This window comes from Hoylesella buccalis ATCC 35310, assembly GCF_025151385.1.
GTDB lineage: Bacteria > Bacteroidota > Bacteroidia > Bacteroidales > Bacteroidaceae > Prevotella > Prevotella buccalis.
Window position 1 is genome coordinate 1,415,108 of sequence record NZ_CP102287.1, and the last position, 21,801, is coordinate 1,436,908.

Sequence of the window (21,801 nt, forward strand, 5' to 3'; positions counted from 1 at the left end):
GACGATGGCTGAAGGAAATAAAAAAGGATTGAATACCAATTCAAACTCCTATACGATCATATATTCAATCATTATCGTTGTTCTTGTTGCATTCCTGTTGGCTTTTGTGTTTCAGGCTTTGAAACCCATGCAAGATGCCAATGTGGCATTGGACAAGAAGAAGCAGATATTAAATTCGTTGAATATTAGAGATTTGAATAATGAAGACGCTGCTGCAAAGTATCAAGAAGTTGTACTCGCTGATGAAATCATCGATGAGCAGGGTAATGTTCTTGAAAAAGGTGAACAGGGTGGAGAAAACAACGGTTTTAAACTCAATTCTGCCGACTTTAAGAACGGAAAGTTAGCACTCTTCGTTTGTAAGGTTAATGGACAGACTAAGTATGTGATACCTGTTTATGGCATGGGACTATGGGGAGCTATCAATGGTTATGTTGCCATTAATGCAGATAAGTCGACTGTCTTCGGAACTTACTTCGACCATGATAGCGAAACAGCTGGATTGGGAGCTGAAATTAAAGACAACCGCGCATGGCAAAACCAGTTTCAAGGTAAGAAACTATTTGCGCAAGATCCTCATCAAATCGCACTGGCTGTTAGTAAGAAGGTGGAAGACCCTTCCACACAAGTTGATGGCATAACGGGTGCTACCCTCACTTCCAACGGTGTGACCGAGATGTTGCAGACTTGTTTAGGTGCATATATGAATTTCTTGAAAGCTCATTAAATTGATTCACTACTGTCCACGAAAATCTTTTAATAATCTCTTGAAACGCCTATAAATACAAGCTTGTAGGAGATAAAATAGACTCCCTACTTTTGAAAAGAGTATCTTTGCCACAAATTACAATTTGAAAGCAGATACTTATGAACAAAGGTCGATACGTATTTTCACAGCTGTGCGACTTTCTGCCGACAGACCATTTCAAATGGTTGATAAAAAAGTATGAAGGTAATAAATATGTGAAGAGTTTCACTTGTTGGAATCATCTGATGGTTCTTCTATTTGGTCAGTTGTCTAATCGTGAGGGATTACGAGACCTTATTGTAACCATCACTCCGTTCAAGTCAGCGTTCCACCATCTTGGTTTTGGAAAGAATGTCAGTAGAAGCAATTTGAGCAAGGCCAATGAAATACGCGAAGTCAAGATATTCCAAGAGTTTGCAGACAAGATGGTTTCCATAGCAAGAGAGAAACGAGGAGTCGTCAAGGACTTCTTCATATCGAACAATGTCTATGCGTTTGACTCCTCAACAATATCATTGTGCCTTTCTGTATACTGGTGGACTAAACTGCATCATGGGAAAGGAGGAGTGAAATTGCATGAACTGTATGACGTGAAGACAGACATTCCGACATTTTCTGTCATTACAGACGCTTCAGTTCACGATTCTCAAGTGATGGAGCTAATTCCCTATGAGAAAGAGAGTTTCTATATATTTGACAGAGCGTATATGGCAACTAGGAAACTTTATATAATAGAAGGAGCAGAAGCTTACTTTGTCGTGAGAGAGAAGCATAAAATGCCGTTTGAGGTCATAGAGGATAAAGAATACAACAACCCTTCATCTGGAATTATGGCTGACCAAATTATACGTTTCAAGGGATACAAGACTAAGAAGCAATATCCAAATAAACTTCGACGAGTGGTATTCTATGACTATGATGGTAATAGGACATTTGTATTTTACACGAACAATTTTGAAATTACAGCGGAACAGGTTGCTATGCTTTACAAATACAGATGGAGAGTAGAACTGTTCTTCAAATGGCTGAAGCAACATCTGCGCATCAAAGAGTTTTATGGAACCTCGGAGAATGCTGTAAAAATACAAATCTATGCAGCTATCATTGCATATTGTCTTGTCGTTATCGTACAAGAATGTATGGGGCTAAAGCTTCAAACCTATGATGTTCTAAGAATTTTAAGCACGGCATTGTTGACAAAAATGCCATTGTGTGACTTGCTCATTGAACAGAAAGAGGAAGAATTTACTGAAGGAAAAAACCTGCAGCTCTGCCTCAATTTTGATGGGTAACTATCAATTTGTTACTTTTTGAAATGTTAAAGGGTTTTCGTGGACAGTAGTGAAATTGATTTAGTATTATGGCATTATTTTCAACACAAAATAAGAAAGTCTTTACAAGCCCTCTCAATTTGGATCATCCTATCTTGGTTCAAGTCTTGGGAATCTGTTCGGCTTTGGCAGTAACTTCACAATTAAAGCCAGCTATTGTCATGGGATTGGCAGTGACGGTTATTACTGCATTTTCAAATGTAATTATTTCGATTATTCGCAATACCATTCCGATGCGAATTCGTATCATCGTACAATTGGTTGTTGTGGCCGCATTGGTAACCATCGTGAGCCAAATCTTAAAGGCATACGCGTATGATGTGAGTGTCCAACTCTCAGTATATGTGGCCTTGATCATCACCAACTGTATTTTGATGGGACGCTTGGAAGCATTTGCGATGATGAACAAACCTTGGCCATCCTTCCTTGATGGAGTGGGAAATGGTTTAGGTTACGCAATGATTTTAGTGATTGTGGGAGCTCTTCGTGAATTGTTTGGTAGAGGTACTTTATTAGGATTTACGATTATTCCATCGTCTTTCTACGACTTTGGTTATATGAATAATGGTATGATGGCCACGCCGGCAATGGCTTTGATTCTTGTTGGATGTGTCATTTGGATTCACCGTGCCTATTTCTATCAAGAAGAAAAGTAATTCATGCAATTTTAATCAATTAGAATTATTATGGAACATATCATATCATTATTTTTCAGATCGATATTTGTCGACAACATGATCTTCGCATTCTTCCTTGGAATGTGTTCATTTTTGGCCGTATCGAAGAATGTAAAGACCTCGTTTGGTTTAGGCATGGCAGTGACATTCGTGCTGTTTGTCACCGTTCCGGTAGACTACTTGCTTCAAACCAAAGTCCTGGATCCATTAGGATTAAGTTATTTGAGTTTCATTATCTTCATCGCTGTCATCGCCGGTATGACGCAATTGGTAGAAATGTTGGTCGAGAAATATAGTCCGTCACTCTATGCCTCATTGGGAATCTTCCTTCCTCTGATTGCCGTAAACTGCGCCATCATGGGTGGTTCCATGTTCATGCAGCAACGTATCAATCTGGATCCAAGTAACACACAGTATATCGGTAATATCGCTGACGCGATTGCTTACGCTGTGGGAAGTGGATTGGGATGGACCCTTGCCATTGTCCTCATGGGGGCTATTCGTGAGAAATTACAATATAGTGATGTGCCAAAACCGCTTCAAGGTCTTGGAATCACCTTCATTACCGTAGGACTTATGGCCATTGCCATGATGTGCTTCTCTGGCTTAAAAATATAATCATCAATTATGGAATTTTCATTTATATTACAGAGCATTGCCGTATTCTTGACCGTCATTCTTTTGCTGGTCATCATACTGTTGGTCGCAAAAAAATATCTCTCGCCAAGCGGAAACGTCAATATCGTCATCAACGAAGATAAGACTCTCAGCGTTCCACAAGGTGCGTCCATCATGAGTACCCTTACACAAAATGGAATTTACCTCCCCTCTGCATGTGGCGGAAAGGGCAGTTGTGGACAATGCAAATTACAAGTGATTGAAGGAGGAGGCGAAATCTTGGATTCAGAGCGTCCTCACTTTACAAGGAAAGAGATAAAGAATAATTGGCGTTTAGGATGTCAGTGCAAGGTGAAAGGTGACCTCAAAGTCAAAATACCTGAAACCGTTTTAGGTGTCAAAGAATGGGAATGCACCGTCATCAGCAATAAAAACGTGTCGAGCTTTATCAAAGAGTTCAAAGTGCAGTTGCCTCCTGGCGAGCACATGGACTTCATACCAGGCTCGTATGCTCAAATATCAATTCCCGCATACGATGTGATTGATTACGACAAAGATTTCGACAAAGATGACATTGGCGAAGAGTACATTGGCGCATGGAAGAAGTTCAACATTCTTTCTATCAAGGCTCACAACCCCGAGCCTACCGTACGCGCTTACTCCATGGCTAACTATCCTGAGGAAGGCGACATCATCATGCTGACCGTGCGTATTGCCTCAACACCATTCAAGCCACGTCCACAAGTGGGCTTCCAAGACGTTCCAACCGGTATTGCCTCCAGTTATATCTTCTCTTTGAAACCTGGTGATAAGGTAAAGATGAGCGGACCATACGGTGACTTCCATCCCATCCTCGATTCAAAGAAAGAGATGATATGGGTTGGCGGTGGAGCTGGTATGGCGCCGTTGCGCAGTCAAATCATGTATATGTTGAAGACATTGCACACCCGCGATCGCGAAATGCACTATTTCTATGGTGCTCGCTCACTGAACGAAGCATTCTTCTTGGATGATTTCCACGAACTGGAGAAAGAATATCCCAACTTCCACTTCCATTTGGCATTGGACAGACCTGATCCTGTAGCTGATGAAGCTGGTGTGAAATACACGGCTGGTTTTGTTCATCAAGTAATGTATGAGACCTACTTGAAGGATCATGAAGCGCCAGAAGACATCGAGTACTACATGTGTGGCCCTGGTCCGATGAGTGCTGCTGTACAAAAGATGTTGGATAGCCTTGGCGTTGATCCTGAATCTATCATGTTTGATAACTTTGGATAAGTTGAAACAAATCAACAACAACTTACATACAATTATAAAAAGTCGCTGAATATCGGCGACTTTTTTGTATTCGGTATTTCATTATTATAGCATGATTTCGTATGTGTTTCTATCGTATATTCTCAAGTAGAAATATTTCTCTCTTCCTCAAAAATCTATCGTTAACGTTTGGAGTGTCACGTTGTTTGTTTATCTTTGCATAAGTTTAATTTATTTTTAATAATTATCTTCTATGAAAAAAGTTATTTTAAGTGCATGCGTTATGTTTATAACAATTGCAGCGTACGGACAGCGTGAAAAAGGTACGGTTACTTTACAGCCTAAAGTAGGTTTAAACATGGCTACGATTACAAACGATAATGATGCCGACTCAAGATTTGCGCCAGTTGTTGGTGCCGAGGTTGAAGTGCAGGCTACTGACATGGTTAGTTTCTCGGGTGGATTACTTTACTCTATGCAGGGAGCTAAGGGAAAGATAGGCAATGTAGATGGAACAGTAAAGTTAGACTATATCAATGTTCCAATTCTTGCTAACGTCTATGTGGCTCATGGATTTGCCGTGAAGTTAGGTGTACAACCAGGCTTTTTAATCAACAATAAAGTCAAAGTTTCACAGAATGGTGTCAACGCAGAGGTTGATTTAGAGAAATCTCTTAAAGCTGCGGGAATTGATGCCAAACTGAATAAGGTTGATATCTCTATTCCCGTTGGAGTTTCCTACGAGTTCAGCAATATAAATATCGATGCACGATACAATTGGGGAGTAACCAAAATTATTGACGAAGACAGCAGTAAGAATAGTGTTTTCCAGATTACAGTTGGTTACAAATTTGCGCTGTAATGTGATATGAGCATATCAAAAATATGCTCTATAATTCCGTATCTAACTATTATTTAAAGGGAAAAATGTGCCTCCTTTTGTATGGAGGTACATTTTTTGTTTGGCTAACATGATGAATTACACCGATGGGTATCAGGCGGACGTGATAAATCAGGACGATTCGGCGGGATGAATCATGTCGCATCAAGACGGTGTGTGTCAGGCGGACGTGATAAAACATGGCGGTGTGTGTCAGGCGGACCTGATAAATCACGCCCCTACGGATGAATCGCGTTTCGAAGGAAACACAAAAATGCCTGACTTTCCATTGGCAACCACTCAGGTTGCTGTCTGGAAAGGCAGGCTTGATGTTCTTTGTCTGATGCGCAGTTAACTTTCTGGCATCAGACTTCAACCGTCAGGCTTTGATTTATTGAATATCCTTGAATGCAGGATAAACAGGATTCGGCGTACTGTTGCTCTTTGGATCCCATACAGGGCGAATGCTCTTGGCTTGTGTAACTCCGTTTCCTGATAAGTTCCACTCATGAGAACCGAAGAAAAAGTCTTGACTTAAATACAAAGATTTTACCGTTGAAGACATGTATTGTGCATAGGCTAATCTTCCATTAATCAGGTTTCGGTAACCAATTTTGGTTGCATTGTCTCTTCTTCTGCCAGCGATGGGTAAGAAAAGTCCCTTGTTGGCACGAACAAGAGCGGTTACATCATTATATTTATATAATGTATTTTTACCCGTCGGGAAATTTTTCTTGCGACGAGCGGAATTGTTGGTGGTGTTGGTGTAGAAGAATGCGCCATAAATACGCTTGCCCGTTGGAGCTATGCAATATGCAGGAATTACATTTGCTACCTCATATAGCGTTGTTAAATCATCAAATGTTGGCATTCGATATTTCTGGTTATCATTTCTTGTATGAAACCATACAATATCACCCCAGGCAGCAAGTTCTGGATTATTTTCAAATTCAGATGGCGTCATCTCTACCTGTTGTAGGCCTGCGGCTCCTTTATGTTTAAAAAACCTCTTGCATATATCAATCTTAGCGTCACCTGCTTTACAATTATTGTGTTTTAATGTCGTTGCTTTTTCTATATCGCCAAAGCGGAACAAGTCAAGATCGTTGGGGTCTCCCTCGATATCCTTTTTTGTGAATTGAGAAGTAGTTTTTATTCCTAAATTTGGATCTGTCATATCGTATTGCGATATCCACCATTGCGTTGGTGCGATACCCCAATAGTCGTTGCCTGATCCTTCTTCGCCATAGTGGATAAAGTTGCCCGTCGCCCATTTCACACCCTGCACTTCAACATAAGGATTGGCGACCACTTCTTTCATATTCTTCACTTTGGTACGGTACACCTTGTCAGCATTCAGTGTTATGTTGGCATATTCGCGGGCATAGCACTTGTTGCCGATATAGGCAGAGATGAGTACTTTCTCGTAGGTACCTGGTAACATGGCTGCATAAGTGTATTTGTTACTTTCAGAGGTGAACTTTGGTTTTCCTTCTCCAGGCTTCAGTAACACGATGTCATTGTCACCTGAATTGGCATCATCCATGAAGATTCCCTCGCCAAGATCAAACACGTCGATAGACTTCACGCCACTGATATAGACAGCGTCAATATCTTTGAGTGCAGCACCATTCTCATCGGTAAACTGAAAACCCCAAATGGCAATTTGACGTTTCATGGTACCCGCATTGGCTTTCACCGTATTGCCGCTCACCGAAGTGGGATTGGCCTTACCCCATTGGAAGTCAAATTTCTTACCAATGGTCTCTACTGTACCGTCTTGTTGGCTAAGATTAAGTTCTACATAGCGTTTGATTGTTTGCTCGGGTGCATAGTAAATAAAATCTTCTTTTCCCACCTGTCCCTCGTGTGAAACTTTTTCTGTTACTTTTTTCACGGATTGTATCGTGTTAGCTTTTTCATCATCGTCCGTCTCAGATTCGTCCAGCACAGACGGACTGGGATAGAGGAAACACAGCTGGTCTGTTGTACTGATAGCATTGACGGAACTGATTTGCCCTTCAAATTGTCCACTCTTGCCCAATGTCATATTACTGAGCAAGCTGAATTGATTTGCTGTACTCTTTTCATTATCACTTAGGTTGTAGGCAATAATCTTGTCTGCTTCCTCCCATGTTGAGTGCAGTGCATTGTCAGCACCCTCGCTCAACGAGCGTGTACCAGTGGCATTGTCATTATTAGCAGTGGCCTCAACAGTCAGGCGGTAGGTGTGCATGTTGGCTGTTGTGCCAGATGCGTTGTCGATGTCATCATCTTGACATGCTGTACATACGGACAGCGCTACCATTGCGCAGCTGACTGCCGTAAACCATTTCATCTTTGTATTCATTGTATTTGTTTTTACGGGTTTGTTACTTGGTGTGGTTATTACCACATCTTAAAATCTTCTTCTTCTACGTCAAACTGCCAAGCCTTAGCATTCTGACCTTCAGTTGGGTCTCCACCGTATTCGGGGTCTTTGGTATCTGCACTGACTCCTGCGAGCAGTTGGTTGTCCACCTTCATGAAGGTGACGTCCATACTTGGTTTTTGATACTCTTTTTTCATATTTCCTGTCTTTTAATGTTTTTACGTGTTTATAAAACTCTATATATAGAACCTGTGAAGGTATGAATTTTAGGATATTGATGTTGGGAAACGGGCATGCGAAAACAAAAGGGCTACTTTGTAGCATCCCCTTTCTGAATAGATATGACGCAACGCTTCTCGCGCGCGTATACGAACGAAAATAAGAGGTGATAGACGGTCGGTACGTCTAAATGTGTGTGTGTGTGTGTGTGTGTGTTAGCAAATTATTTGAATGTACCAAATAATCCACGTTAAAAGTGCCGAAGAAAGATGAATTTCTTCGGGCAACACAACACCCCTGACCTATGTTGTCATGGAGTTGTGGGTGGGTTATGGTAGCTAATTTGCTCATTTGTTAATAGTTATACACTTTGCAAAGGTACATAGTTTTTTGATACCCAACAAGAAAAAGGTTGAATATTTTATAAAAAAAGATGCAAACTCGATCTTTGAAGGGCAAAGGTGTTGCACAACAAATGCCCTTCAATAATAGCCGTAGGCTGGATGACTTGATATCCCCACGGGCTGTAAGCCCAAAAGATTATAGCCCAAGGCAACACCTTGGGATTGGGAAACATTGAGGAGCCTGCGTCCTGTAAGGACAAAAGCATCAGACTGCCATTGCATTGCACTTGCTATTGCCTCTGTAGGGCGCACACCTCGTCGCACGCTTACCCAAGGCGTTGCCTTGGGCTATAGGCTTTTGGGCTTTCAGCCCGTAGTCTACTTGAACTACATCCACATAGTATCATGCCCAGAGGTCGTTTATAGGTAAAAACAACCTTTCTTCAATCGAAGAATCGTGTACCTATTATTTGAACTCTTTTACGGTTAAATCAAGAAGATAATTGTCTAAGATTACCATGGCTGCCATCGCCTCTACGATGGGAACGGTGCGTGGCACGACACACGAATCGTGTCGACCGTTGGCCTTGAAGGCAACCGGATGGCCCTCAACGTCTACCGTTTGTTGCTCCATCAAGATGGTGGCCACAGGTTTGAACGCTACGCGAAAATAGATATCCTCGCCATTGCTGATGCCTGCCAGGATGCCTCCATTGTGGTTAGTGGCGGTGCGAATGCGCCCTTGGTCGTTGACAAACGGGTCATTCATCTCACTGCCTCGGTGGCTGACACACGCAAAACCTTCGCCATATTCAAAGCCCTTAGCGGCATTGATGGACAGCATAGCAGCCCCCAGTTGCGCATGCAGCTTATCAAACTCGGGCTCGCCCAGTCCTACGGGACATCCCTTGATGACACACGTCACGATTCCTCCCACCGTGTCACCTTCCACCTTGACCTGTCGGATGAGTTGTTCCATCTGCTTGGCCTTTTCCTCATCGGGACAGCGTACCCTGTTGATTTCGGTCTTGGACAAGTCGTATAAACGATAATCACGTTGCAAGGCAATGTCACCCACTTGTGACACATACGCCTGAATGGTAATTCCCAACCGTCGCAACACCAACTTCGCCAATGCGCCAGCCACACATCTACTCAATGTGATGCGAGCCGATGAGCGTCCTCCACCACGATAATCGCGCAAACCATATTTCTGTTGATAGGTAAAGTCGGCGTGCGATGGACGATAAAGATGCTGTAGACTGTCGTAATCTTTTGAATGCTGATTGGTGTTTGTCACCATGAAAACGATGGGTGCGCCAGTAGATTTTCCTTCATAGATACCACTCAAGAAGCTCACTTCATCAGCCTCCCTGCGATCGGTGGTGATGCTACTTTGCCCCGGCCGCCGCCGGTTAAGCTCGTTTTGCACGAACTGCACATCGATGTCTATGCCCGGCGGCATGCCATCAACAACCCCACCGACTGCCTCTCCATGGCTTTCACCAAAGGTTGTCAACGTGAAAATATGGCCAAATGTATTCCGCATCATCGTGTGTCAGGTTCGATCTATGAAAGAAATGTTGAAAAATTTGGAGGCGTTGTGCCTAACTTAATGGCCGCAACCACATCCACCGTCATCTGAACTACCACAGCCTCCGCAGCAACAGCCGCCCTCACTGTGACCACCACAACCGCATCCACCGGCCATTTGGTTCACCATTGCAGCAATTTCTTCGTTGGTAGCTTCGCGGTTTTCGATGACCTTTCCCTTAAAGTTGAGCGTTTTTCCAGCCAGGGGGTGATTCAAATCCACCTTCACCTGCTTGTCGTTCACCTCGAGAATGCGTCCCATGAAGCGCGTACCCTCCTCGTTTTGCAAGGGTACCACCGCTCCTTCATAGATGTTCTCTGCATCAAATGTCCCATTAACGGTGAAAACTTCCCGCTCGAGATCCAACACATGCTCTGGCTGAAAATGCCCATAAGCCTGCTCTGGAGCCAGTTTCACCTCAAACTCTTGGTCTGCCTGTAAGTTAATGAGGGCATCTTCGAACAAATCGAGTGTCAGACCAAAGCCGCTGATAAACTGGTATGGCTGTGCTTCAGTAGCTTCTTCAACCAACGTCATTCCTTCGTTTTCATCAGCATGCAGCTGGTAAGAAACGGCAATAAATTTATTAGTTTGTTTTTTCATAAATTGTTTTTTTTGACTAATAGATTCATGTAGGCAGACGCATCTCAAATCCTATCTTATCCGCTATTTATGCAAAGCTAACGGCATCAAGCATGGCAGATATATCAGAGGCGCTGCCTATTTTGCGCAAAGGTAGCTAAAAATAAACGAATAATGTTTTGATTGATCAAAAGAAAGTGTGAATAAATCGTAACGCACCCATCCGCAATCGATGACCGGAAAACAACGATTATTTACTTGTGGTTGTCGATTATTTTAGCTTATTTTGCAAACAATGAAGAAATACCTGTTCATCCTATCTATATATATATGGTGCGCAGCCTCCCTGTATGGCCAGCGTACCGATTATGCGAAGATGTCTTCGCTGGTCAGGCAACTGGCTATTGAGCAGACGCAGCAACGACATCAAGCCGTGAGGAAATTGCCATCACCCCTGAACAGGCCTCGTGACAAGCAGCCAGAACTATGTGCCTTTGTTCGAGTGACAAGTGATGCCCAACGTATTTTTAAGGAGAATGACTGTCGAGCCTTGGCTCAATTTGGTGACATCTACATCGTGAGCGTGCCATTTCAGCGGTTGGGACACCTGTCATCACTCAAGCAGGTGCAGCGCATTGAGGCAAGTCGAGGCAACTCCCTTCAGATGGATTCAGTGGCTTTTTGGCTCAACGCCACCCCAGTCTATCAGGGAACAGACCCACTGCCCCATGCCTTTACAGGGAAAGATGTGGTGGTAGGCGTACAAGACGTTGGCTTTGATCTCACCCACCCCAACTTCTACGATTCTACAGCTACCCACTATCGCATCAAGCGGTTCTGGGATCAGTTGTCGGCCGACACCCTGGGCAGCACGCTCTACGTGGGTGCTGCCTATGAAGGACGTGACGCTTTGCTGGCCTACCAGCATTCGCGTGACGGACTAATACAGACACACGGCACCCATACGCTGGGCATTGCGACCGGCAGCGGTTACGACAGTCCGTATCGGGGCATGGCCTATGAAAGCGATATCTGCCTGGTGAGCAATGCCGTGTCAGACGATGAACAGTTCATCGACTCGGCTGATTACTATAAATATACCTATGCCACCGACGCCCTTGGCTTTAAGTACATCATGGACTATGCCCAGGAACGCAACCTACCCTGCGTCATTTCGTTCAGCGAAGGTTCCAACCAAGACTTCCATGGCGATGACCAACTCTACTACGCCATTCTGGACAGTTTGTCAGGCCCTGGCCGTATCATCGTAGCCTCTGCCGGAAACGAAGGAGCCAAGAAGTCGTTTTTCCGCAAACCAATAGGGAAAAAATCGGCCGGCACGTTCGTTTCCGACAGCAGGAACTCGCTTTATTTCACGCTGAAATCACCCCAACCCTTCACACTCCGCCTGACCAGCTATGGCCAGAACACCGAAACGCTGACCATACCAACGACACAAGTGTTGGCCTGTGCCGACTCACTCTTCACCGACACCGTTACACTGGGCGGCAAGACCTATCGCTTGCGCATCATGGGCTATGCGTCCAGCTACCATTCAACAGAAACCGCATACGATGTCTTGGTGAAGACGGATGACGAGGTGGGACTGTCCATACCGTTTTCATTCGAAGTAGTGGGGGCCGACTGTGAGATAGAAGCCTATCGCGGCAGTGGCAATTGGACCGATAACACCTTGGCTCCGCAACTCAACGCAGGCGAGCGATCACACAACATCCTCTCACCTGGCAGCGCGCCATCCGTGATATGCGTGGGTGCCTCATCCTACCGAACGGCCATCACCAACTACAAAGGCGAACGACGCGTGTACGATCAGGGCACACATGGACAACGAGGCGAATACAGTTCGGTAGGTCCCACCTACGACGGACGCATGAAACCTGATGTGTTGGCACCCGGCACCAACATCATCTCATCATACAGCAGCTATTACCTGGAGGCCAATCCCAACGCCTTTGACGTGCAGTCTGATGTAGCCCATTTCAACTTCAAGGGTCGGCAGTACGCTTGGAACAGCAATTCAGGCACCTCGATGTCAACCCCTGTCGTTGCGGGTGCCATCGCCCTGTGGCTACAAGCCAAGCCTACGCTGACGAGAGAAGAGATTATGAACGTACTGGCGCACACCTGTTCGCATACCGCCCCGTCACTCACCTACCCCAACAACAAGTATGGACATGGACAGATAGATGTCTACAAAGGTCTGCTATATATATTAGGTGTAAGTGGCATCAAGACCATCACGCAGCATCAACCCAGAGGAATCCGTTTTTCCGTACAGCATGATGGCTTGGTACAAATGCGGTTACACGATGTGGCTTCTCATCATTTCTCGGTATCGGTATACGCCGTATCAGGTGGGTTGGTAAAACGAATTTCCTTTCCAGCAGGCCAAACATCCTACTCGCTGGACTTATCAACCTTGCCAAAAGGCGTGTATGTGGTGCAGGTAAACAGCCACGCAGCATCCATGACCGGCTCAACACTCATCCGACGATGACGAAGATAGAACGCGACCAAGAAACCATCCGGTTGATGATAAACCTCTATTGTCGGCATCGCCTACACTTAAATGAGGTACCCGAAGCATACAGGCAGCTGGGCGATTATGCCTGTGAACGACTGCAACGATGTAAGTTTGGCGAGCAAAAGCCCGCATGTAAAGACTGTCCCGTGCATTGTTACAGACCCGAAATGCGCCAAAAGGTTCGTGAGGTGATGCGCTGGGCAGGCCCTCGCATGGTATTCTATGCACCGATAGCCACTTGTCGACATTTGATACAAATTCTTCGCTTTTCGTTTAAGGCTGGTTCTATAAATTAGCTTTGTTAGATTTTGAACTTATTTTTGAGGTCAAAATGCAAGAGAGTGAAGGAGTGTAGCGAGCTACACGACTGAACGAACTTACATTTTGAACCCAAAAGAAGCCAAAAGATAACAAAACGTATTTCATAAAAATTTAATGACTTTATGCGGCGGTAATTTATAGAATCAGCCTTAAAAAGCATCCCCATCATTAGGTATTTTGTAAAAACCATTATTTTTAGGTATTGTCGGGTCATCAAATTGTTCATACCTTTGCATCGAACAAAAGTAAAAACGTAAAATTAAATAGAACAATCATGAAACCAACAGTAGTTATATATGGCTCATCGACAGGAACCTGTCAGGCCATCGCAGAGAAAATTGCCAAGAAATTGGGTGTTGAAGCCGTTGACGTAACCGACCTCACAGCTGATATTGTAAACAGCCACGACAATCTTATTCTCGGAACATCCACTTGGGGTTCTGGCGACATGCAGGACGATTGGTACGAAGGAGTTGAGGTACTTAAAGGCGCAGGCCTGTCAGGAAAGACCGTAGCCCTGTTTGGATGCGGCGACTGCGAATCTTACTCCGACACATTTTGCAGCGGCATGTCTGAGCTATATCAAGCCGTGGAAGGCGCCAACATCATAGGTGCCGTATCAACCGACGGATACACCTTCGATGACAGTGATGCCGTGGTGGATGGAAAGTTCGTTGGATTGGCACTTGACGACCTCAACGAAGAGGACAAGACCGATGAACGCATCGACGCATGGATTAACGATATCAAGGGAAGTCTGTAAACGTGACGAAGAAACTATAACCCCATTGGCTCGACAAGCATGAAAACCGCTGAAACCATACCAGGAGAGTTGAAGGTGCTCATGAACCATATCTATGAGTACAAGAAGGGAGTGCGACAAATGGTGCTCTATACCTTCAACAAAAAATACGAGGAATTTGCGGTGAACCGTTTGGAGAACCAAAACATCGACTATTTCATTCAGCCGGCGGGTAACCATACGCTGAATCTGTTTTTTGGCAGAACAGCTTGCATCGATGCCGTTCGCCACATGATTGACAAACCGCTCAACAAGCTGACACCCGAAGAGGATTTCATCCTGGGTGCCATGTTAGGCTACGACATTCGCCTACAATGCGAACGGTATTGTCAACGCAAATGTAAAAAATGTAATGGGACGTGCGCCGAGTGCGACACCGCTATCAAGCAAGAAACCTCATGAAATATAAAATAAACTTTTTTTTAGATCTTGTTCGCTAAATAAAGTATTCATAATGTTTTTGTATAATATGTCAAAGCTGCCTGTGAAGGTGGCTTTTTCATTTTCATGCGGCAGCGCAAACTGGCTCAACACCCCGAACCGTCAATGCGACAGCTGGTGGGTTCAGGCCTTCCCGACTTCAGTCCGGCTTCTTCAGGGTTCAGCGTCACCGTTCCATCTTCCAAAACGAAGCACGGAATGCCCGCATATCCTTTTTTCTTAGCCTCGTCAAAGACCGGATTGTTGTCACGTAGGCGCAAAAACTCTTTCAACAGCGATACATGCTCACCGATGTCAAACATCTGATACCTGCTATCGCCTTCCACCTGTTTGCCAACTGCCACGCAATCGGGGCACGACTTCATACCATAAATCTTAATCATACCGTCACTTTTTTATTTCATAAAATCATTTTCAAAACCACCTTCAATCTTTACTGAAACGGGTTCGCTTACAATGCAAATATAAGTTTTTTATCTTACAAAAACAAACAAAAAACATAAAGAATAAAGCCTTAAATCCAAAGTCATGGAGATTGGGCGGCAAAGTCATTGAGTTTGGAGGTCAAAGTCATTGAGATTGGAGGGTAAAGTCATTGAGATTGGAAACAGAGAAAAATGTGCCGTAAAATTAAAAAAAACAATTAAAAAAGTTTGGGATAAACTTAAAATTTCATTATCTTTGAAAGTAATAATCACTTTATCTAGGAAAATTCAGTTAACTTCCCTACTTAGACAATAAGATTGTCCACCAAGGCTCTATGTAAAATTGAAAAAAGCCGTGATGAATGTGCAAAGCAAACATATACCAAGCTAATGTGGGAATGAAGAAAGATTTGAAACTTTCAGAGCATGATGACTAAATACACATTTATAGTAATAACACTAATTTCATTTCTTTTTGCTGGTTGTACAAAAGATGATGACTTTGATGTAACTTACAAATTCATCAAAAAAGATACCATAACCGTATTATCACATAAAGAATACTATTTCTATCCAGGTACTTCCATCCAGTCAACGAATAAAGGATACGTTATAGTAAAAAGAAACATGGAAAAGGAAATTATCCCTACCATCATAGGATTTGATAGCATCTATGAAGAGGGGTATGAATACCTCATTACTGTTAAGATATCAAGACCCAAGCAAACAATGCCAGATTTATATGGTGATAGATACGAATATGTTAGGTTAGTAAGTAAAAAGAAAATTACGAACTAACCAACTAAATATAGAACGATCATCAGCCGAGCCGCACAAGTCTTCTCTTGGCAGAAATATGGCAAGCATTATGGAGTTGAAATCTACTAAAAAGTATTTTTTTGCACATTTCTTGTGTCAATCAATTCTTTTTCTTACCTTTGCAACCGCTAAGAAACGGGCAAGTCTTTTACGGCCAGCTCCCTTTGAATCCCCCAGGGTGGGAACGCAGCAAGGGTATTAGGTTGTAGCGGCGCGATAAGAGTAGCTTGCCCACCCGCCTCTTTAGCTCAGTTGGCCAGAGCACGTGATTTGTAATCTCGGGGTCGTTGGTTCGAATCCGACAAGAGGCTCACTTATTTCAGAAATCAACGAGGGTGTATCAGAATAATGATACCCCCTCTTTTGTTTTGTGGCAGATGATGCTGACGCCAGCAAAAAATGTGACCACGAATGCTTGGTTTACTTGATAAAGGTAAGCGCGCAATGGCAATCTTTCATTCCTTTTTATTATATTTGCACAGGCGACCTATATCAATCAAACATGAAGAAAATCTATTTTGCAGGTTCCATCCGAGGCGGGCGTGAGGATGCCAACCTCTACAAACAAATCATCGAGTACATCCAAAGAAGTCACAAAGTTCTCACCGAACACATCGGCAACCGCTCACTGTCTACCACCAGTAAGGGTCGTGAAGCGGATGAAAAAATCTACCTTCAGGACACAGAGTGGTTGAGAGTCTGCGACTTGGTCATTGCCGAATGCACCTCACCTTCCTTGGGCGTGGGATATGAATTGGCATACGCAGAACGTCATCACAAGCCCTGTTTCATCCTTTACGACAAGAGTCGTACACATCTCTCGGCCATGCTCACGGGTAACAATTATTATCACATCTTTGCTTACGAACGCCCCGAAGAGGTGTTTGACATACTGGATAAGATATTAGGAATCACGTCAACAGATGCCTTGTCAAACAATCATCGTCAAACAACATGAACCCTGCGAACGACAATGCTCGCACTTTTGCCGGCTACCGTGGCATAGATATTGGAAATTTTTAACGTCAACGCCGTGGAACCATCTATAAAATCTCTCATGTACGTACAATATATATGAGATAAAATGCGTACTTTTGCAGATAGAATGATAAACGTACCCTCACTGATTCAGCTTAAGGCGTTCGCCCGCATTGACGGACTTTGGCTGGCACTGTTATGGACAGCCAGTTTCATGAGTATGATGTACATACCCAAGAGTGCATTGGGAGGCCTGCTGATGCTGGCCACGCCCCCTTTCATGCTATGGCGATTCATCAAGTTTCGCAACTATGCACTCGATGGTGTCATATCCTTTGCGCGAGGATTGACATACGGTTGCTACTGCATCTTCTACGCTTCCCTGCTCTTTGCTTTGGTTCAAACGGCGTATTTCCAGTTCTTGGACGGCGGACATTTCGTTCAGATTATGCATCAAGCCCTACAGACCATGGAGGGCGTATATCAGCAAAACGGCGTTGACGTCAAGCAAGCCATGGAGACAGTTGACCTCATGGGCACGCTGAAACCCATTGAACTGGCCTTTGTCTTCATGACGCAAAACCTCTTGCTTGGCGCCCTTCTGAGTGTCATCGTGGCCGCCATTGGCATGAAACGAGTGAAAAATCATACAAGAATATAAAGCATCAACGGCATCCGGCATGACAAATATCGGAAAGTCTTGATGCCAACGTTCTTCTACTTCCATGTGATACGAAACATTTTATACATAACATCAAATTCAACATCCACACCAAAGGGCCACAAAAGCATATCACGATGAGTGAACAGATGGACCACATGGTGGAAAGATGCTTGGTTATTTTTGCAGAATACTATGGACATATCCGTTGTCATCCCTCTCTTCAACGAGGAAGAATCACTACCCGAACTATACGCTTGGATTGAGCGTGTCATGCAACAAAACGCCTATTCGTACGAAGTTATCTTCGTAAACGATGGCTCTACCGACGGCTCTTGGAACGTCATCCAACGCCTTGCCAGTCAGTCAGAGCACGTGCGAGGCATCTGCTTTCGTCGTAATTACGGAAAGAGTCCAGCACTTTACTGTGGATTCAAGGAGGCTCAAGGCAACGTGGTCATCACGATGGATGCCGACTTGCAAGACTCTCCCGACGAAATTCCAGAACTGTATCGCATGATTACCGTTGATGGCTACGACTTGGTTTCGGGTTATAAGCAAAAACGTTACGACCCATTGAGCAAGACCTTGCCCACCAAACTCTTCAATGCCACGGCCCGTAAGATCAGCGGCATCAAGAACTTGCACGACTTCAACTGTGGACTGAAAGCCTACAAACGGGAAGTTGTAAAGAATATTGAGGTGTATGGCGAGATGCATCGCTACATTCCCTACCTGGCAAAGAGTGCCGGTTTCGATAAAATTGGTGAGAAGGTGGTGCATCACCAGGCGCGAAAATACGGTACATCCAAGTTTGGTTTCAACCGATTCTTCAACGGTTACCTCGACCTTATCACCCTTTGGTTTCTGTCAAACTTCGGTAAAAAGCCGATGCACGTGTTCGGTTTCCTCGGCTCGTTGATGTTCTTGGTGGGATTGATTGCCGTGATTATCCTCGGAGCAGAGAAGGTTTACGCCCTGTCGAACGGCATCCCGATGCGCCTGATCACCGACTCGCCCTACTTTTTCATCGCCCTCACCACCATGCTCATTGGCACCCAACTGTTCTTAGCGGGCTTCTTAGGCGACCTCATCAGCCGCTCTAACCCCGGCAGGAACGATTACCAGATAGAAAAAACCATACGATGCGAAAAATAATTGACGTTCTTTTGATGGTATTGGCCATCACCTCGTGCTCTACAATCGATTGTCCGCTGAACAACACGGTGACCACTTCGTACAAGCTCAAAGGTGATGTGGCCAAACTGCAAGACACGCTTACCATCACCACTCCACGCACTACGAGCGGCGATACGGTGCTGCTGAACAAAGCAATCGGCATAGACAGCTTCCTACTGCCCATGAGTTATGCGCAACCCGAGGACATCCTTTATTTCAAGATGACCACTCAGCAGAACCAAAGTTTCATCGATACGCTGCGCATCACCAAGGAAGATCATCCGCATTTCGAGTCGGTTGACTGTCCACCGGCCGTCTTCCATCAAATCAAGCGAGTGGATTACTCCAAACATACCATCGACTCTGTGGTCATACACAATGAAAACGTGAACTACGATGCTACAAAAGCACATTTCTATATCTATTTCAAGAGCTATCTGCATTAGCCTCTTGCTCGTGGCACAAGTGGCCGTTATGGCACAAAGGCACAAGGCCATCGTCATCCAACCCAAAGATACGCTGTCCTTTTTCAGGCACATTGCCGTTTCTGGTGATCTGGTGGGACTCGCACAAATGCAGTTTTCCGACTACGGACAGTATGAAGTAGCCGCAAGAGTAAGCCTGCGCAACAAATATTTCCCCATTGTCGAGTTGGGTTACGGTCAAGCCGACAGCGAAGATCCGAGCACGCACTTGCATTACACATCGAAAGCTCCATACGGAAGAATAGGCGTTGACTTCAACATGATGAAGAACAAGAACGACGACTACCGACTGTATGTTGGCGTGCGATATGGTTACAGCAAGTTCAAATACTCGGTAACACATCCGGGCCTCAACGACCCCGTTTGGAAAACACAGATTCCTTTTGATCTGACTGACATCGACAACCAGTTTCATTGGATGGAAGGGGTTGTAGGCGTAGATGCCAAAATTTGGGGGCCTTTTCGTTTGGGATGGAGCGTTCGTTACAAGCGACGTCTTGCCAATACCAAGAACGAAGCGGGTCATCCTTGGTACGTTCCAGGCTTTGGAAAGTACAGTGGAACGCCTCTGGGTGGAACATTTAACGTAATCATTGAATGGTAGACAAGGGATGAGAAGCGTGCTTCTTCCATCATCTTCCAAGGCAATGAAGAGCGAATAAGCGGCACTGGCCGAAAGAATGACAAGTTAGTTTGAACTTAATGACAGTATAAGTATGAATGATAGGCAAAGCAATTCACACGAAATAAACAAAGACCAGCGGGATCGCAGCAACGCTCCACTTGACGAACAGCGCAAAACTGTCCCTTCCAACCCATTGCGTTGGAAGAAGTTGCTCAAGCTGTTTTTCCTCCTTTTCCTCATCGTTGGTTCGGTCATCATCATCCGTCAACAGCAGAGCATGCCGTACCAACACAACTCAGGACAAGTCTTCGGCACCACATACAATATTACTTACCAGTCGAACAAGGACTTACACAAAGAGATATTGGCGCAACTTCACAAGGTAGACATGACCTTCTCGACCTTTGAAGAACAGTCCATCATCTCAAAAATCAACCGCAACATCCCCGTTCAACTCAACCAAATGTTCGTCGAAGTGTTCGACTTAGCCAAGCAAGTGTCGAAAGATACCAACGGAGCCTTCGACATTACCGTGGCTCCTTTGGTGAATGCATGGGGATTTGGCTTCAAGTCTGGCATACAACCCACCAAGCAAGTCATAGACAGTTTGCTGGCTCTCACAGGTTATGACAAAGTATCTGTCATGGGAAGTACCGTAAAGAAGCAAGATTCACGCATCATGCTCGACTGCTCGGGCATTGCCAAAGGCTACGGATGCGATGCTGTTGCCCAACTATTGCGGTCGAAAGACGTGAAGAATTTCATGGTGGAGATTGGGGGTGAGGTCATCACCAGCGGCAACAGCGACAAGCGATTGCCGTGGAAGATTGGCGTCACCAAGCCGACAGACGACTCCACTCAGACGAACAACGAACTGCAAACGGTGCTCAATGTCACCGACAAGGCCATGGCGACCAGCGGCAATTACCGCCGATTCTACTACAAGAACGGCAAGAAATACGCACACACCATCGACCCAAAGACAGGTTATCCCGTGCAGCACAGCATCCTCTCGGCCACCGTCTTGGCCAACACATGCGCCAAAGCTGACGCATATGCCACGGCATTCATGGTGCTAGGACTGGACAAGACAAAAGAAGTATTGCAACGACATCCTGACCTGATGGTCTATCTGATATACACCAACGCCGACGGACGCTATGATGTTTGGTTCTCACCCTCGCTGAAAAACAAAATCAGCAAATGACCTCCTACGACAAACTCCTCACCCTTCCCCTCTTCCAAGGACTCAGTCAGCAAGATTTATGGGCCATGGCGGAAAGTATTCCTTTTGCTTTCCTGCAACATCAGGCAGGGGATGTGATGGTGAGAGAGGACATGCCATGCCACCAGTTGACCTTTTTGCTGGATGGAATGATGAGCGTCACGACACACGCCGATGACCATGGCTACACGCTGACGGAACCTCTGAGGGCGCCACAGGTCATCGAACCAGAACATCTCTTTGGCCTCAACCAACATTTCATGCGCACCTACACGGCCATAACACCTTGCAACACGATGTCCATCAGCAAGGCCCACGTCGTACAACTCACCAACCAACTCATCGTGTTCCGCCTCAATTTGCTGAACATCATCACCACCCAAAGCCAACGCCTACAGCGACAGCCATGGCATCCTCAACCTACTGACCTCCGTCAACGCATCATCCACTTCTTCAAAGACCGCTCGCTGCGACCCGCGGGAGAAAAGGTTTTCAAAATCAAGATGGTAAGACTGGCCACCGAACTCAACGCCAGTCGCCTGGACATATCCATTGCTTTGAACGCCATGCAGGCCGATGGTCTGATAAAACTCACCAGAGGACACATCACGGTGCCAGCACTGGAGCGACTAACCTAACGAACTACCGAATAAAAATATACATCAATCATA

Annotated in this window: 24 protein-coding genes and 1 tRNA gene; 20 read left to right on the forward strand and 5 right to left on the reverse strand. The window is 44.9% G+C overall.

Going from position 1 to position 21,801, the window contains the following annotated elements; translation table 11 throughout:
- Nucleotides 1–4: 4 nt before the first annotated feature.
- From nqrC to NQ518_RS06000, 7 genes are all read left to right on the forward strand, one after another.
- The gene (gene nqrC / locus NQ518_RS05970; protein ID WP_102696742.1) at nt 5–727 is read left to right on the forward strand and encodes an NADH:ubiquinone reductase (Na(+)-transporting) subunit C; all 723 of its coding nucleotides are present in this window, start codon (nt 5–7) and stop codon (nt 725–727) included.
- 140 nt (nt 728–867) lie between these two features.
- Entirely contained in the window at nt 868–2,040 is a 1,173-nt protein-coding gene (locus NQ518_RS05975) for an IS4 family transposase (RefSeq protein WP_227208630.1), read from the forward strand.
- Between the two features lie 68 nt (nt 2,041–2,108).
- Nucleotides 2,109–2,735 (forward strand): NADH:ubiquinone reductase (Na(+)-transporting) subunit D, encoded by a 627-nt coding sequence (locus NQ518_RS05980; RefSeq protein ID WP_004348157.1) that lies wholly within the window; start codon nt 2,109–2,111, stop codon nt 2,733–2,735.
- A gap of 30 nt (nt 2,736–2,765) precedes the next feature.
- Complete coding sequence (gene nqrE, locus NQ518_RS05985; protein ID WP_023056914.1) at nt 2,766–3,374, forward strand: NADH:ubiquinone reductase (Na(+)-transporting) subunit E; 609 nt, start codon at nt 2,766–2,768, stop codon at nt 3,372–3,374.
- 9 nt (nt 3,375–3,383) lie between these two features.
- Nucleotides 3,384–4,655: an NADH:ubiquinone reductase (Na(+)-transporting) subunit F gene (gene nqrF / locus NQ518_RS05990; RefSeq protein WP_227960489.1), complete on the forward strand. Its 1,272-nt coding sequence runs from the start codon at nt 3,384–3,386 to the stop codon at nt 4,653–4,655.
- A 232-nt stretch (nt 4,656–4,887) separates the two neighbouring features.
- Nucleotides 4,888–5,496 carry a porin family protein gene (locus NQ518_RS05995; protein ID WP_227960487.1) on the forward strand — a complete coding sequence of 203 codons (609 nt, stop codon included), beginning with the start codon at nt 4,888–4,890 and terminating at the stop codon, nt 5,494–5,496.
- 175 nt (nt 5,497–5,671) lie between these two features.
- Entirely contained in the window at nt 5,672–5,869 is a 198-nt protein-coding gene (locus NQ518_RS06000) for a hypothetical protein (RefSeq protein ID WP_227960485.1), read from the forward strand.
- 36 nt (nt 5,870–5,905) lie between these two features.
- Here the strand turns inward: NQ518_RS06000 and NQ518_RS06005 are convergent, their stop codons facing one another.
- From NQ518_RS06005 to NQ518_RS06020, 4 genes are all read right to left on the reverse strand, one after another.
- On the reverse strand, nt 5,906–7,864 hold the full coding sequence (locus NQ518_RS06005) for a hypothetical protein (RefSeq protein ID WP_227960482.1): 1,959 nt from the start codon (nt 7,862–7,864) through the stop codon (nt 5,906–5,908).
- Between the two features lie 38 nt (nt 7,865–7,902).
- Nucleotides 7,903–8,082: an aminotransferase gene (locus NQ518_RS06010; protein WP_227960481.1), complete on the reverse strand. Its 180-nt coding sequence runs from the start codon at nt 8,080–8,082 to the stop codon at nt 7,903–7,905.
- Nucleotides 8,083–8,914: 832 nt separating this feature from the next.
- On the reverse strand, nt 8,915–9,997 hold the full coding sequence (gene aroC, locus NQ518_RS06015) for a chorismate synthase (RefSeq protein WP_227962417.1): 1,083 nt from the start codon (nt 9,995–9,997) through the stop codon (nt 8,915–8,917).
- Nucleotides 9,998–10,060: 63 nt separating this feature from the next.
- Complete coding sequence (locus NQ518_RS06020; protein WP_227960479.1) at nt 10,061–10,645, reverse strand: FKBP-type peptidyl-prolyl cis-trans isomerase; 585 nt, start codon at nt 10,643–10,645, stop codon at nt 10,061–10,063.
- A gap of 274 nt (nt 10,646–10,919) precedes the next feature.
- Between NQ518_RS06020 and NQ518_RS06025 the strand changes: the two genes are divergently transcribed.
- The 4 genes from NQ518_RS06025 (at nt 10,920) to NQ518_RS06040 (ending at nt 14,694) form a co-directional block, all read left to right on the forward strand.
- Complete coding sequence (locus NQ518_RS06025; RefSeq protein WP_227960477.1) at nt 10,920–13,142, forward strand: S8 family serine peptidase; 2,223 nt, start codon at nt 10,920–10,922, stop codon at nt 13,140–13,142.
- On the forward strand, nt 13,139–13,465 hold the full coding sequence (locus NQ518_RS06030) for a nitrous oxide-stimulated promoter family protein (protein WP_227960475.1): 327 nt from the start codon (nt 13,139–13,141) through the stop codon (nt 13,463–13,465). Before NQ518_RS06025 ends, NQ518_RS06030 begins: the two co-directional genes overlap by 4 nt.
- A gap of 299 nt (nt 13,466–13,764) precedes the next feature.
- Nucleotides 13,765–14,253 (forward strand): flavodoxin FldA, encoded by a 489-nt coding sequence (gene fldA / locus NQ518_RS06035; protein ID WP_227960473.1) that lies wholly within the window; start codon nt 13,765–13,767, stop codon nt 14,251–14,253.
- Nucleotides 14,254–14,292: 39 nt separating this feature from the next.
- Nucleotides 14,293–14,694 carry a DUF2023 family protein gene (locus NQ518_RS06040; RefSeq protein ID WP_227960472.1) on the forward strand — a complete coding sequence of 134 codons (402 nt, stop codon included), beginning with the start codon at nt 14,293–14,295 and terminating at the stop codon, nt 14,692–14,694.
- A gap of 125 nt (nt 14,695–14,819) precedes the next feature.
- On the opposite strand, the gene NQ518_RS06045 is transcribed toward NQ518_RS06040, so the two are convergent.
- Entirely contained in the window at nt 14,820–15,116 is a 297-nt protein-coding gene (locus NQ518_RS06045; protein WP_227960470.1) for a glutaredoxin-related protein, read from the reverse strand.
- Between the two features lie 468 nt (nt 15,117–15,584).
- On the opposite strand from NQ518_RS06045, the gene NQ518_RS06050 reads away from it, so the two are divergent.
- The 9 genes from NQ518_RS06050 to NQ518_RS06090 all read left to right on the forward strand — a co-directional run bounded on the left by NQ518_RS06050 (nt 15,585) and on the right by NQ518_RS06090 (nt 21,768).
- Complete coding sequence (locus tag NQ518_RS06050; protein WP_227960468.1) at nt 15,585–15,956, forward strand: hypothetical protein; 372 nt, start codon at nt 15,585–15,587, stop codon at nt 15,954–15,956.
- Between the two features lie 258 nt (nt 15,957–16,214).
- Nucleotides 16,215–16,288, forward strand: a tRNA-Thr gene (locus NQ518_RS06055).
- 191 nt (nt 16,289–16,479) lie between these two features.
- Entirely contained in the window at nt 16,480–16,935 is a 456-nt protein-coding gene (locus NQ518_RS06060) for a nucleoside 2-deoxyribosyltransferase (protein WP_227960466.1), read from the forward strand.
- A 147-nt stretch (nt 16,936–17,082) separates the two neighbouring features.
- Nucleotides 17,083–17,616, forward strand: a complete 534-nt coding sequence (locus NQ518_RS06065) for a DUF4199 domain-containing protein (RefSeq protein ID WP_227206858.1) — start codon at nt 17,083–17,085, stop codon at nt 17,614–17,616.
- Nucleotides 17,617–17,811: 195 nt separating this feature from the next.
- On the forward strand, nt 17,812–18,774 hold the full coding sequence (locus tag NQ518_RS06070) for a glycosyltransferase family 2 protein (RefSeq protein WP_227206861.1): 963 nt from the start codon (nt 17,812–17,814) through the stop codon (nt 18,772–18,774).
- The gene (locus NQ518_RS06075) at nt 18,762–19,241 is read left to right on the forward strand and encodes a DUF6452 family protein (RefSeq protein WP_227206863.1); all 480 of its coding nucleotides are present in this window, start codon (nt 18,762–18,764) and stop codon (nt 19,239–19,241) included. The genes NQ518_RS06070 and NQ518_RS06075 overlap by 13 nt, the downstream gene beginning before the upstream one ends.
- A 28-nt stretch (nt 19,242–19,269) precedes the next feature.
- On the forward strand, nt 19,270–19,884 hold the full coding sequence (locus NQ518_RS06080) for a DUF6048 family protein (protein WP_309565878.1): 615 nt from the start codon (nt 19,270–19,272) through the stop codon (nt 19,882–19,884).
- A gap of 214 nt (nt 19,885–20,098) precedes the next feature.
- Nucleotides 20,099–21,112 carry an FAD:protein FMN transferase gene (locus NQ518_RS06085; protein ID WP_227206934.1) on the forward strand — a complete coding sequence of 338 codons (1,014 nt, stop codon included), beginning with the start codon at nt 20,099–20,101 and terminating at the stop codon, nt 21,110–21,112.
- Complete coding sequence (locus tag NQ518_RS06090; RefSeq protein WP_227206867.1) at nt 21,109–21,768, forward strand: Crp/Fnr family transcriptional regulator; 660 nt, start codon at nt 21,109–21,111, stop codon at nt 21,766–21,768. Before NQ518_RS06085 ends, NQ518_RS06090 begins: the two co-directional genes overlap by 4 nt.
- Nucleotides 21,769–21,801 lie beyond the last annotated feature (33 nt).